Source organism: Caballeronia sp. INDeC2 (genome assembly GCF_023631325.1).
Taxonomy (GTDB): Bacteria; Pseudomonadota; Gammaproteobacteria; order Burkholderiales; family Burkholderiaceae; genus Caballeronia.
This window is the reverse complement of sequence record NZ_JALQDG010000017.1, coordinates 37,149-49,122: the sequence shown is the minus strand read 5'-3', so window position 1 is coordinate 49,122 and position 11,974 is coordinate 37,149. Positions and strand designations below refer to the sequence as shown.

Annotated in this window: 12 protein-coding genes; 10 read left to right on the top strand and 2 right to left on the bottom strand. The window is 62.2% G+C overall.

Going from position 1 to position 11,974, the window contains the following annotated elements; genetic code table 11:
* Window positions 1-14: 14 nt before the first annotated feature.
* The 9 genes from NCS28_RS12375 to ugpQ all read left to right on the top strand — a co-directional run bounded on the left by NCS28_RS12375 (window position 15) and on the right by ugpQ (window position 9,474).
* The gene (locus tag NCS28_RS12375; protein WP_250514133.1) at window positions 15-1,454 is read left to right on the top strand and encodes a type IV pilus secretin PilQ; all 1,440 of its coding nucleotides are present in this window, start codon (window positions 15-17) and stop codon (window positions 1,452-1,454) included.
* Window positions 1,455-1,592: 138 nt separating this feature from the next.
* Window positions 1,593-2,099, top strand: coding sequence for a shikimate kinase (locus NCS28_RS12370; protein WP_502801182.1), 507 nt, complete (start codon window positions 1,593-1,595; stop codon window positions 2,097-2,099).
* Window positions 2,099-3,196, top strand: a complete 1,098-nt coding sequence (gene aroB, locus NCS28_RS12365) for a 3-dehydroquinate synthase (RefSeq protein ID WP_250514105.1) — start codon at window positions 2,099-2,101, stop codon at window positions 3,194-3,196. The genes NCS28_RS12370 and aroB overlap by 1 nt, the downstream gene beginning before the upstream one ends.
* A gap of 44 nt (window positions 3,197-3,240) precedes the next feature.
* Window positions 3,241-4,461: a deoxyguanosinetriphosphate triphosphohydrolase gene (locus NCS28_RS12360; RefSeq protein WP_250514104.1), complete on the top strand. Its 1,221-nt coding sequence runs from the start codon at window positions 3,241-3,243 to the stop codon at window positions 4,459-4,461.
* Window positions 4,462-4,506: 45 nt separating this feature from the next.
* Window positions 4,507-5,832, top strand: a complete 1,326-nt coding sequence (ugpB, locus tag NCS28_RS12355) for a sn-glycerol-3-phosphate ABC transporter substrate-binding protein UgpB (RefSeq protein ID WP_250514103.1) — start codon at window positions 4,507-4,509, stop codon at window positions 5,830-5,832.
* Window positions 5,833-5,884: 52 nt separating this feature from the next.
* Complete coding sequence (gene ugpA, locus NCS28_RS12350; protein WP_250514102.1) at window positions 5,885-6,769, top strand: sn-glycerol-3-phosphate ABC transporter permease UgpA; 885 nt, start codon at window positions 5,885-5,887, stop codon at window positions 6,767-6,769.
* Window positions 6,766-7,611: a sn-glycerol-3-phosphate ABC transporter permease UgpE gene (gene ugpE, locus NCS28_RS12345; protein ID WP_250514101.1), complete on the top strand. Its 846-nt coding sequence runs from the start codon at window positions 6,766-6,768 to the stop codon at window positions 7,609-7,611. Before ugpA ends, ugpE begins: the two co-directional genes overlap by 4 nt.
* A 16-nt stretch (window positions 7,612-7,627) precedes the next feature.
* Entirely contained in the window at window positions 7,628-8,704 is a 1,077-nt protein-coding gene (locus NCS28_RS12340; RefSeq protein WP_250514100.1) for a sn-glycerol-3-phosphate import ATP-binding protein UgpC, read from the top strand.
* Between the two features lie 14 nt (window positions 8,705-8,718).
* On the top strand, window positions 8,719-9,474 hold the full coding sequence (gene ugpQ / locus NCS28_RS12335; protein ID WP_250514099.1) for a glycerophosphodiester phosphodiesterase: 756 nt from the start codon (window positions 8,719-8,721) through the stop codon (window positions 9,472-9,474).
* Window positions 9,475-9,478: 4 nt separating this feature from the next.
* Here ugpQ and NCS28_RS12330 read toward each other — a convergent pair whose 3' ends face one another.
* A complete protein-coding gene (locus tag NCS28_RS12330; protein WP_250514098.1) occupies window positions 9,479-9,856 on the bottom strand; it encodes an ElaB/YgaM/YqjD family protein in 378 nt (125 codons plus the stop codon).
* A 291-nt stretch (window positions 9,857-10,147) separates the two neighbouring features.
* A complete protein-coding gene (locus tag NCS28_RS12325; protein ID WP_250514132.1) occupies window positions 10,148-10,873 on the bottom strand; it encodes an OmpW/AlkL family protein in 726 nt (241 codons plus the stop codon).
* Window positions 10,874-11,077: 204 nt separating this feature from the next.
* On the opposite strand from NCS28_RS12325, the gene NCS28_RS12320 reads away from it, so the two are divergent.
* Window positions 11,078-11,785, top strand: coding sequence for a transposase (locus NCS28_RS12320; protein WP_250514097.1), 708 nt, complete (start codon window positions 11,078-11,080; stop codon window positions 11,783-11,785).
* The last annotated feature ends 189 nt before the right edge of the window (window positions 11,786-11,974 follow it).

Sequence of the window (11,974 nt, the reverse complement as noted above, 5' to 3'; positions counted from 1 at the left end):
TGCTGTTCGCGCACATGGCGCTCGCAGCCGAAAGCGCCGATACGATCATCGCGCCCTTGCCGCCGCTGCCTGCATCGTTCGATGTACAGCCTGTCGATCAGCCCGTATCGGATGCACCCGTCGTCCAGAACGCCGAGGCCGCCGCGCCCGCAAAGCCCGCAGCCGAAACCGCGGAAGCACTGGAAGGCCCGCCCGTGCCCTTGCCGGAACTCGAACGATTGAGCCGCGCAAAGCCCGACGCAAACGACGACGGCAAGCCGATCACCCTCGATCTGAAAAACGCCGACCTCGGCGCCGCGCTGCACGCATTTGCGCGCTTTACGGGCTTGAATATCGTCGCGAGCGAAAAGGTGCGCGGACAGGTGTCGATGAACCTCGTCGCCGTGCCGTGGCGCCGCGCGTTCGACACGCTCCTCGAAGTCAACGGTCTCGCGATGGAGCGGCACGGCAACGTGATCTGGGTCGCGCCGCTCGCCGAACTTGCCGCGCGCGAGAAGCTGCGCTTCGAAGCGCACGCGCGCGCCGCGGATCTCGAACCGCTCGCGAGCCGTACGTTCGTGCTGCGCTATTCGCGCGCGGAAGAGCTTCGCAAGATGCTGACCGGCTCGGGCAGTCAGCGTGTGCTGTCGAAGCGCGGCTCGGCCATCGCGGATGCGCGCACGAACCTGCTCTTCGTCACCGACCTCGACGCGCGCGTCCAGCAGATCGCCGAGCTGATCTCGCTCATCGACAAGCCGACGGCGCAGGTGATGATCGAAGCGAAGATCGTGGAGGGCGAGGCGGGGTTGTCGCGCAATCTCGGCGTCAAGCTGGGCGTCGCGTCGCAAAACGATCCCGCGACCGGGTTGGCGGGCGGCAAGGACGGTGTGGTATACGATCTGTCGGCGGGGCCGATCAACGGTTTCGAGGCGGCGACCTCCGGGCTCACGCTGTTCGTCGCTCAGGCCACCCGACTGCTCAATCTCGAACTGAGCGCGCTGGAGGCGGAAGGGCGCGGGCAAATCGTCTCGCGTCCGCGTGTCGTGACGGCAGACCGGATGAAATCCATCGTCGAGCAGGGCATGGATGTGCCGTATCAGGCGAAGGTCGGCAACGGCATGTCGGGCGTGCAGTTTCGGCGCGCAACGCTCAAACTGGAGGTTGAGCCGCAGATCACGCCGCACGGCCACGTCATTCTCGATCTCGACATCACGAAAGACAGTCTCGGCGAGCAAACGGCGAACGGACCGGCCATCCACACGAAGCATGTCCAGACGCGCGTGGAAGTGGAAAACGGCGGCACGGTGGCGATCGGCGGCATTTATTCCGACGACGAGCGCGACGACACAACCGGTGTGCCGGTACTGTCGAAACTGCCGGTGATCGGCTGGCTCTTCCGTCACGACGCGCGACGCAGCTCGAAGAGCGAACTCGTCATATTGATCACGCCGCGTGTGATCGCGTCGAGCGGCTGAGCGCAGGCGCACGGGCGGCGCGACTCGACAAAGCGGGCGGTTTGCCCTTAAGCTGCCGCACGAAGAAATACGATACTGTAAAAGGATCCTAGGTTGCAGGAAGGGCACGCGAACGCGAACATTTTTTTCGTCGGACTCATGGGGGCGGGTAAAACCACCGTGGGCCGTGCGGTTGCGCGCCGTCTGCAGCGCTCGTTCATTGATTCGGATCTGGAGATCGAGGCGCGCACGGGCGCTCGGATCCCGGTGATCTGGGAGCTCGAAGGCGAGGCGGGTTTTCGTCAGCGCGAGGCGAACGTCATCGACGAGCTTTCGCAGCGTAGCGGCATCGTGCTCGCGACGGGCGGCGGCGCGGTGCTGCGGCCGGAGAATCGCGAACATCTGAAGAATCGCGGCATCGTCATCTATCTGCGTGCCAATCCGCACGATCTCTGGCAACGCACGCGGCGCGACAAGAATCGTCCGTTGTTGCAGACCGAAGATCCGCGCGGCAAGCTCGAAGCACTCTTTCAGGCGCGCGATCCGCTGTATCACGAATGCGCGCATTTCGTCGTGGAAACGGGGCGGCCGACCGTCAACGCGCTCGTCAATATGGTCCTGATGCAACTGGAGGTCGCCGGCGTCGTCAAGTCGGCTGAGTCATAATGTCCGCCATGATTACCCCAACGATCACCGTCAGCGTCGAACTGGGCGAGCGCGCCTATCCCATTCATATCGGTGCGGGCCTGATCGGCCGCACGGAACTCTTCGCGCCTCATATCAAGGGCGCGTCGGTTGCGATCGTCACGAATTCCACCATCGATCCGCTCTACGGCGATCAGTTGCGCGCCGCGCTCGAACCGCTCGGCAAGAAGGTGACGACCGTAGTGCTGCCGGACGGCGAAGCGCACAAGAACTGGGAAACGCTCAACACGATCTTCGATGCGCTCCTCACCGAACGCGCCGATCGCAAAACCACGCTGATCGCGCTCGGCGGCGGTGTCGTCGGCGACATGACCGGTTTCGCGGCGGCGTCCTACATGCGCGGCGTGCCGTTCATTCAAGTGCCGACCACGCTGCTTTCGCAAGTGGATTCGTCGGTCGGCGGCAAGACTGGCATCAATCATCCGCTCGGCAAGAACATGATCGGCGCGTTCTATCAGCCGCAGGCGGTCATCGCGGATATCGGCGCGCTGCACACGTTGCCGGAGCGCGAACTCGCGGCGGGCATCGCGGAAGTCATCAAGACCGCGGCGATCAAAGACGCCGAGTTCTTCGAATGGATCGAAAGCAATATCGACGCGCTGAATCGCCGCGACGACGCTGCCCTCGCGCACGCGGTAAAGCGTTCGTGCGAGATCAAGGCGTCGGTCGTCGCGTCGGATGAGCGCGAAGGCGGCCAGCGCGCCATTCTCAATTTTGGCCACACGTTCGGCCATGCGATCGAAGCCGGGCTCGGCTACGGCGAATGGCTGCATGGCGAGGCGGTCGGCTGCGGCATGGTGATGGCGGCGGATCTGTCAGTGCGCCTCGGCAAGCTCGACGAAGCCGCGCGCCGGCGTCTCGTGCGTGTGATCGAAGCGGCAAAACTGCCGGTCACGGCGCCGCAACTCGGCGACGACCGCTACGTCGATCTGATGAAGATCGACAAGAAGGCCGAAGCTGGCGAGATCAAATTCATTCTGCTGACCCGCTTCGGCGCGACCGAAATCACGAGCGCGCCCGATCAGGCCGTGCGCGCGACGCTCGCCGCCAGCGTCTGATCCACGCGAGCGGCGGCTAGAACCAAGACGATGCGGAGCAGCCGGTGAGCGACAAAGAACAGCAACTTCCGCCGGGCACGCCGCCGACGCTCGCGTTCGAAGCGCATCTCGCGCCGTATGCGGCGCACGCGTCGCAATCGCGCGGGCGGCGCTTCGCCGAAACGCCACCGGCGGCGCGCACCGAGTTCCAGCGCGATCGCGATCGCATCGTGCATTCGACCGCATTTCGCAGGCTCGAATACAAGACGCAGGTCTTCGTCAATCACGAAGGCGATCTCTTCCGCACGCGTCTCACGCACAGTCTCGAAGTCGCGCAGATCGCGCGTTCGGTCGCGCGCAACCTGAGGCTGAACGAGGATCTCGTCGAAGCCATCTCGCTCGCGCACGATCTCGGCCACACGCCGTTCGGTCACGCCGGACAGGATGCGCTGCACGAATGCATGCGCGATCACGGCGGCTTCGAACACAATCTGCAAAGCCTCGCCGTGGTCGATCAGCTCGAAGAGCATTACGGCGCCTTCAACGGCCTGAACCTCTGCTTCGAGACGCGCGAAGGCATACTCAAGCATTGCTCGCGCGAAAACGCACGCAAGCTGGGCGAACTCGGCGAACGCTTTCTCACGGGCAAGCAGCCGTCGCTCGAAGCGCAGATCGCGAATGTCGCCGATGAAATCGCGTACAACAATCACGATGTGGACGATGGTCTGCGCTCCGGCCTCATCACGCTCGATCAGCTTTCCGAAGTGAGTCTCTGGCACACGCATTACGATGCGGCGCGTGCCGACTATCCGGACATCGAAGGGCGCCGGCTCATCCACGAGACGATCCGCCGCATCATCAATACGTTGATCGTCGATCTGATCGAGGCGACGGGCCGCAATCTCGAACGCGTCGCGCCGCAATCGCTCGACGCTGTGCGCGATGCGCCGCCGCTCGTCGCGCACACCGATGAAGTCGCGGCGCAGGCGGCGCAACTCAAGCGCTTTCTGTTCAAGAACCTGTACCGGCACTATCGCGTGATGCGCATGGCCAACAAGGCGAAGCGCGTGGTGACGGGCCTTTTCGAGGCCTTCACCGACGATCCGCGTCTCTTGCCGCCCGCGTATCAGGCGCGCGGACCGGTGACGGAGGAATCCGCGAACGACGCGCCTTCATCGAGCCACGACAGCTCGCAGGCGCGGCTCATCGCGCATTACATCGCGGGCATGACCGATCGCTATGCATTGAAAGAGTACCAACGCCTGTTTGTCATCGACAACAATTAATATCGCGCGTTTCCAAGCGCGAAATCCTCGAACGGAGACTCATCGATGAGCTGCAAGCCCTTGTTCCGCACGATCTCGGCCGCGGCCGTTCTGGCCTTCGGCGCTAGCACCGCAGCGCACGCCGCGACCGAAATCCAGTTCTGGCACGCGATGGAAGCCGCGCTGGGTGAGCGTGTGAACGACATCGCCAACGACTTCAACAAGTCGCAGAGCGATTACAAGATCGTCCCCGTGTTCAAGGGCACGTATGACCAGGCGCTCGCGGCAGGCATCGCGGCGTATCGCAGCGGCAACGCGCCCGCCATCCTGCAGGTCTACGAAGTCGGCACCGCGACGATGATGCAGGCGAAGAAGGCTGTCATCCCGGTCTACGACGTCTTTAAGCAGGCGGGCGTTCCGCTCGACGAAAAGGCCTTCGTGCCGACCATTTCCGGCTATTACAGCGACGCGAAGACCGGCCATCTGATCTCGATGCCGTTCAACAGCTCGACGCCTGTTCTGTACTACAACAAGGACGCGTTCAAGAAAGCCGGTCTCGATCCGAACCAGCCGCCCAAGACCTGGGCCGATGTCGAAGCCGACGCGAAGAAGCTCAAGGCCGCCGGTTATTCGTGCGGTTACTCGTCGGGCTGGCAAAGCTGGATTCAGCTCGAGAACTACAGCGCGTGGCATGCCGCGCCGTTCGCGACCAAGAACAACGGCTTCGACGGTCTCGACGCCAAGCTCGATTTCAACAAGCCGCTGCAGGTCGCGCACATCCAGTTCCTGCAGAACATGGCGAAGGAAGGCACGTTCACCTATGTCGGCCGCAAGGACGAGCCGGTGTCGAAGTTCTATAGCGGCGACTGCGGCATCATCACGAATTCGTCGGGCTCGCGCGCGACCATCGCCAAGTTCGCGAAGTTCGATTACGGCGTCGGCATGATGCCGTACGACGCGAGCGTGAAGGGCGCGCCCCAGAACGCGATCATCGGCGGCGCGAGTCTGTGGGTGTTGTCGGGCAAGGATCCGGCTGTCTATAAGGGCGTCGCGAAATTCCTTGCGTATCTTTCGACGCCGCAAGTCGCGGCGAAGTGGCATCAGGACACGGGCTATCTGCCGGTCACGCAGGCCGCGTACGAGCTTACGCAGAAGCAGGGCTTCTACGACAAGAATCCCGGCGCGGACATCGCGATCAAGCAGATGCTGAACAAGCCGCCGCTGCCTTACACGAAGGGTCTGCGTCTGGGCAACATGCCGCAGATCCGCACGATCGTCGACGAAGAACTGGAGCAGGTCTGGGCCGAGAAGAAGACGCCGCAGCAGGCGCTCGACGCGTCGGTGCAACGCGGCGACGAACTGCTGCGCCGCTTCGAGAAGACCGGCAACTAAAGCGCATGCGCCCGCGATCGTCGCGGGCGCTTTTCGTTCGGGACATCAACGCATGGAAAAACGGTCTCGTTTCGATACGAGCGTCTTGCCGTATCTGCTCGTCGCGCCGCAGCTCGCTATCACGGCGCTGTTCTTTCTCTGGCCCGCGGGCGAAGCGCTCTGGCAGTCCACGCAGAGTCAGGACGCGTTCGGCACGTCGAGCGAGTTCGTCGGGCTGGCGAACTTCAGGCAGTTGTTCGCCGATCCGCTCTATCTCTCGTCGTTCAACACGACGATGATCTTCTGCGCGCTCGTCACGGTGTCGGGCCTCGTGATCTCTCTCCTGCTCGCCGCATGCGCCGATCGCGTGACGCGCGGCGCGAAGGCGTATCAGACGCTCCTCATCTGGCCGTACGCGGTCGCGCCGGCGATCGCCGCCGTGCTGTGGTCGTTCCTGTTCAACCCGAGCATCGGGCTCGTGACGTATGCGCTCGCCAAGCAGGGCATCGTCTGGAATCATGCGCTCAACGGCACGCAGGCGATGTTCCTCGTCGTGCTCGCGTCGGTGTGGAAGCAGGTCAGCTACAACTTCCTGTTCTTCTACGCGGGCCTTCAGGCGATTCCGCAATCGCTGATCGAAGCCGCCGCTATCGACGGCGCCGGGCCCGTGCGACGCTTCTTCGGCATCGCGCTGCCGCTCTTGTCGCCGACGTCGTTCTTCCTGCTCGTCGTGAACCTCGTCTACGCGTTCTTCGATACCTTCCCCGTCATCGATGCCGCCACCGGCGGCGGCCCCGCGCAATCGACCAAGACGCTCATCTACAAGATTTTCGCGGAAGGCTTCCAAGGACTCGATATCGGCAGCTCGGGCGCGCAATCAGTCGTACTGATGGCGATCGTCGTCGCGTTGACGGTGATCCAGTTCCGCTTCGTCGAACGCAGGGTGCAATATTCATGATCGAAAACCGTCGCGGCTTCGATATCTTCTGTCACGCCGTGCTGTTGCTCGGCGTCGCGCTGATCGTGTTTCCAGTGTACGTCGCGTTCTGCGCGGCCACGATGAACTCGAAGGAAGTGTTCAGCGTGCCGCTCTCGCTGATTCCGAGCACGCATCTCTTCGAGAACGTCGCGACTATCTGGACGCACGGCAGCGGCAATGCGGCCGCGCCGTTCGGTCTCATGCTGCTGAACAGCCTCGTGATGGCGCTCGTGATTTCGATCGGCAAGATCGCGGTGTCGATCGTCTCCGCGTACGCGATCGTGTTCTTCCGCTTTCCGATGAAGAACCTCGCGTTCTGGCTCATCTTCATCACGCTGATGTTGCCGGTCGAAGTGCGCATCTTCCCGACGGTGCAGGTCGTCTCGTCGATGCATCTGTCGAACACGTATGCGGGGTTGACGTTGCCGCTGATCGCATCCGCTACGGCGACGTTTCTCTTCCGCCAGTTCTTCATGACGCTGCCCGACGAGCTGATGGAAGCGGCGCGCATCGACGGCGCAGGTCCGCTGCGTTTCTTTTGGGACGTCGTGCTGCCGCTTTCGAAGACGAACATCGCGGCGCTCTTCGTCATCACGTTCATCTACGGCTGGAATCAGTATCTCTGGCCGATTCTCATCACCAACGAAGTCTCGCTGCAGACGGCGGTGGTCGGCATCAAGAGCATGATCGCGTCGGGCGACACAGCGACCGAATGGCATCTCGTGATGACGGCGACGCTGCTCGCGATGCTGCCGCCGCTCGCGGTCGTCCTGACGATGCAGCGCTGGTTCGTGCGCGGACTCGTGGACTCAGAGAAATAACGGAGAAGGCTGATCGATGGCCGCATTGAATCTCAAAGGCGTAAAGAAAACGTACGACGGCTCGAACTATGTGCTCCACGGCATCGACGTGGCGATCGACGATGGCGAGTTCGTCGTGATGGTCGGCCCGTCGGGCTGCGGAAAATCGACGCTGCTGCGCATGGTCGCGGGACTCGAAAGCGTATCGGAAGGCGCGATCGAGATCGGCGGAAAAGTCGTGAACAGGCTGGAGCCGAAAGATCGCGATATTGCGATGGTCTTTCAGAACTACGCACTTTATCCGCACATGAGCGTCGCGCAGAATATGGCGTATGCGCTGAAGATCGGCGGCGCGGACAGGAAGACCATCGAGGCGCGCGTGGCCAATGCGGCACGCATACTCGAGCTCGAACATCTGCTCGCGCGCAAGCCGCGCGAACTGTCGGGCGGGCAGCGGCAGCGCGTCGCAATGGGCCGCGCGATCGTGCGCGAACCGGCGGTGTTTCTGTTCGACGAACCGCTTTCGAATCTCGACGCCAAACTGCGTGTGCAGATGCGCCTCGAAATTCAGCGGCTGCACGCGCGTCTCGCGACCACGAGCCTGTACGTCACGCACGATCAGATCGAAGCCATGACGCTCGCGCAGCGCGTCATCGTGATGAACAAGGGGCATGCCGAACAGATCGGCGCGCCGACCGAGGTGTACGAGCGCCCGGCAACGGTATTCGTCGCGAGTTTCATCGGCTCGCCGGCCATGAATCTGCTCGAAGGCCGGTTGTCGGAAGATGGCGCGACTTTTATCGTCGCAGGCGACGGACCTGCATTGCCTGTATCCAACGTGAATAGCGCAATGCATGGGCGCGAGTGGATCGTCGGCATTCGTCCGGAGCACATGACGCCGGGCAGCCACGACTCGCCGGGCGCGACGCTCGAAGTCGATTCGGCCGAACTGCTCGGCGCGGACAATCTTGCGCACGGCAAGTGGGGCAAGCAAGACGTGGCGGCGCGCTTGCCGCATGAACATCGTCCGCAGCGTGGCGAGCGGCTCCGGGTGTCGTTGCCCGCGCGGCATCTGCATTTCTTCGATCCGGCGACGGGACGGCGCGCCAATTGAATGGAGCACACGCGATGAGAACCTGGCCCTATCCCGCGATCGTCGCGCATCGCGGCGGCGGCAAGCTCGCGCCGGAGAACACGCTCGAAGCGATCGACGTGGGCGCGCGCTTCGGCCACAGGATGATTGAGTTCGACGCGAAACTCTCCGCCGACGACATCGTCTTCCTGCTGCACGACGACGCGGTCGACCGCACGTCGAACGGGCGCGGCGCGGCGAAGGCGATGACTTACGCGCAACTGCGCGCGCTCGATGCGGGCACGTGGTTCGGCGTGGAATTCGCCGGCGCGCGCATGCCGACGCTCGCGCAAGTGCGCGAACGATGCGCGAAACACGGGCTCGCAGCGAACATCGAGATCAAGCCGAGTCAGGGGCGCGACGTGGAAACCGGCGTGCTGGTCGCGCGCGAGGCGGCGCGGTTGTGGGCGGATGCGGAACCGGCACCGCTGTTGTCATCGTTTTCATATGCGGCGCTCGAAGCCGCACGCGATGCCGCGCCGAATCTTCCGCGCGGCATGTTGTACGAACGTGTTACGGAGAATTGGCGCGCGCAGACCGCGTCGCTATCGTGCGTGTCGTTGCACGCGAACCATCGCTCACTCGACGAAACGCTCGTTGCGCAGATCAAAGACGCGGGTTTGCGCATACTCGCCTACACGGTGAACGATCCGGCGCGCGCGCGGCAGCTCGCGCAGTGGGGCGTCGATGCGATCTGCACGGACCGCATCGACATTATTGGCGCGGATTTTCTGACCGCGTCGTCCGATTGAAACGTCAGCGCGCGCGTGCGAGCAACACGCCCGCGACCAGCGCCAGACCGCCGACGAGCGCGATCGTTTGCCAGGGCTTTTCGTGGAGGTAGGCGTCCGCGTCTTGGATGGCTGCGCCGGCGCGCTCGCGCAGGACTGCGTGAGTGTCGTTCAGACGGGCGCGGGCGCTGTCGAGGCGGTCGCTAATCTGCGCGCGCAGCGCTGCCGCATCGGCCGACGTGCCTTCGGCTAGCGTGCTTTCGAGTTCGTTGAGCAGCGTGCGGAGCTCGGAGCCGATGTCCTCGGCCGCTTCACGGCCATGCCGCGCCATGCGGCGTGCGCGGCGGCTCGTTGTGCTCCATGAATCTCCGATGGCGTCTCGCGTGTTAGGCAGTGCGTTCATAGATCGCTCCGATGGATGAGTCGTGGATGGCCCGCATAATGGCGGGGAAAACCCATCATGCAGCAAATTCAATGCCGATGCTTCGACGTTGCGCAATGCTTCGGTAAGGGCGACCGCGCAATGCCTTGCGTTCGCATCGACGCGTAAGAACTGCGGGCGATTCTTCGACGAAGGTCACATTTACAAGCGCGTGCAAAAAAGAGAATGCCGGCATGGGTTAAAGATGCCGGCATTCTCTTTCTTTCTGCAAGACGCTTTTATCGTCGTTACATGCTTATGCGCAGTTTGACTTTAGAAACGATAGCCGACGCGCAAATATGTGACGATCGGGTTGAGCGTGATTTTTGCCTGCGACTGGACATTGAGCGTGCCGACAGGCGTTTGAGCCTGCGTGTTCAGCTTCGCCGTGGCCTTCAAAGGAATGAACGACACGGAAAATCCGGCGAACCAATGTTCTGTGAAATTGTAAGTCGCGCCGACGTTAAACACGGGCGCCCACGAACTATCCGTGTCGACCGTGGTCGGACCATGCAGGACCGAGCCTTCGAATTGCTGGTTCGTGATCTGGGCGTCGGTGAACCAGGTGCGCGTCACACCAAGGCCAACGAACGGACGGAACTTCGCCGTAGGAGCATTGAAGAAGTATTTGAACAGCAGCGTCGGGCTCCACTGCTTCGCGCTACCGAGCTTTCCGTACTGCGACAAGGTGCCTTTGCCTTCGAGATCGAAGGTTGGCGGCACGCCCATTTCGAGTTCTGCCGCGATGTGGTCGGTGGCGAAGTACCCCAATGTGAAGCCGGCCGTGTCAGCGCTCGAGATGCCGGCGCCGGTGCCGGGAACGTCGATATTGAGTGGAGATCCGCCTACACTTGTTTCTTTGAGCGGACCACTGCTGTCTTGCGGGGCAAAGTGAAACCAGCCTGCTGTTGCATAGAAGGACCCAGCAGATTGCGCATGTGCCGCGGTGGACACACATGCTAATGCCGCGATCCCCGTGATGACTTGTTTTATTTTCAATTTGTGCTCCTCCAAAAAAGCACGCTCATTATGAACACAACATTTCACATTAACCATAGCGATGCCGTAGAGCATTTTCCCTAGGGCAAAGAGCGGCTTTGGGGCCTCGTAGCACGGCACTTGCATGGGTTGTCCGCGCTACCGTAACGGCTCCGAAAGGCCCCCTATCGGGGTAACACAAATGCGACCAACGGAATATCCAGAATGGCACGGCTTGCACGACTCTACGTTCCCGAACAGCCGCAGCATGTCATCCTGCGTGGTCTCGACCAGCAACCTGCCTTCGTCGACGACCAGGACTACGAGCTCTTCATCGACTGCTTGAGGACTGCTTCACGTGATCATCACCTCTCCATCCACGCCTACGCGCTGATGCCGCAAGCGGTGCATCTGCTCGTCACGCCCCGCGACGAGTCCAGCTTGCCCAAAGCGATGCAAGCCGTGGGACGTCGTTACGTAGCGCACTTCAATCGCCGTTACACACGGCGCGGCACGCTATGGGAAGGCCGCTATCGTGCCACGGTCATCGAGGGCGAACGTTACTTTTTGCTCGCCACGCGCGTCGTCGAAATGGCGCCCGTTCGTGCGCAACTCGTCGCCGCGCCGCAGGACTACAAGTGGTCCAGCTTCCGTCATCATGTCGGGCTCACGCTGGATGGACTTATTACCGATCATCCGCTTTTCTGGTCGCTCGGCAACACGCCGTTCGAGCGTCAGCACGCCTACAAGGAACTGTGCGAACAACCGCTCGACGAGCGCGAGGCCAATCGTCTCTTGCAAGCGACGCTCAAAGGCTGGGTATTGGGCAGCGATGCCTATCGCGAGTGGGCCTCGCATGCCGCCAACCGCCGGGTGTCGCCGCTGCCGCGCGGACGTCCACGCAAGATCCGCGAAACCCCACAGCCTCAATAACGGCCTTCGGTGGCGAACCTGAAGCCGAAAATGAAACGGCGTCTCGAATTTTCGAAGTGCGCCGTTTCTTTTTTCTTGTCTACGATGCGTCCCCAATTTAATGGGGCAGGTTTGCACCATATCGATAATTGGTGCCGCATCATCAAGTTTTATTTGCCATCTTTTTGATTCGTCGCGTATATTTCGATT

Bases quoted from the DNA above. Each gene is read 5' to 3' on its own strand.
- NCS28_RS12330 (WP_250514098.1), bottom strand. From the start codon at position 9,856: ATGAACGCACTGCCTAACACGCGAGACGCCATCGGAGATTCATGGAGC.
- ugpA (WP_250514102.1), top strand. From the start codon at position 5,885: ATGGAAAAACGGTCTCGTTTCGATACGAGCGTCTTGCCGTATCTGCTC.
- ugpE (WP_250514101.1), top strand. From the start codon at position 6,766: ATGATCGAAAACCGTCGCGGCTTCGATATCTTCTGTCACGCCGTGCTG.
- NCS28_RS12375 (WP_250514133.1), top strand. From the start codon at position 15: ATGGCGCTCGCAGCCGAAAGCGCCGATACGATCATCGCGCCCTTGCCG.
- NCS28_RS12370 (WP_502801182.1), top strand. From the start codon at position 1,593: ATGGGGGCGGGTAAAACCACCGTGGGCCGTGCGGTTGCGCGCCGTCTG.
- NCS28_RS12320 (WP_250514097.1), top strand. From the start codon at position 11,078: ATGGCACGGCTTGCACGACTCTACGTTCCCGAACAGCCGCAGCATGTC.
- ugpB (WP_250514103.1), top strand. From the start codon at position 4,507: ATGAGCTGCAAGCCCTTGTTCCGCACGATCTCGGCCGCGGCCGTTCTG.
- NCS28_RS12340 (WP_250514100.1), top strand. From the start codon at position 7,628: ATGGCCGCATTGAATCTCAAAGGCGTAAAGAAAACGTACGACGGCTCG.
- aroB (WP_250514105.1), top strand. From the start codon at position 2,099: ATGTCCGCCATGATTACCCCAACGATCACCGTCAGCGTCGAACTGGGC.
- ugpQ (WP_250514099.1), top strand. From the start codon at position 8,719: ATGAGAACCTGGCCCTATCCCGCGATCGTCGCGCATCGCGGCGGCGGC.